1 tRNA gene is annotated in these 335 nt (G+C 54.0%); it reads right to left on the minus strand.

Annotation, left to right across the window (positions count from 1 at the left end):
- Positions 1-103: 103 nt before the first annotated feature.
- Positions 104-180 (minus strand) — tRNA-Arg (locus tag M8014_RS00080).
- Between the last annotated feature and the right edge of the window lie 155 nt (positions 181-335).

The raw sequence follows: 335 nt of genomic DNA on the forward strand, positions 1-335 counted from the left end.
GCCTCACCCTTCGGGCCGTTGCTAACGCAACGTTATCCTCCCTGGTGCTTGCGATTGTCTCGCAGACCATGAAACAACAGTATGGCTGTTATCTCGGAGAATATGGTGCATCCGGGAGGATTCGAACCTCCGACCGCTCGGTTCGTAGCCGAGTACTCTATCCAGCTGAGCTACGGATGCATCAGGGTACTGCGTTCAAAAATAGTAAATGGTGCATCCGGGAGGATTACTCGGCTGCGCCTCACCCTTCGGGCCGTTGCTAACGCAACGTTATCCTCCCTGGTGCTTGCGATTGTCTCGCAGACCATGAAACAACAGTATGGCTGTTATCTCGG

The organism is Silvania hatchlandensis (assembly GCF_025564065.1).
GTDB classification, from domain to species: Bacteria; Pseudomonadota; Gammaproteobacteria; order Enterobacterales; family Enterobacteriaceae; genus Enterobacter; species Enterobacter hatchlandensis.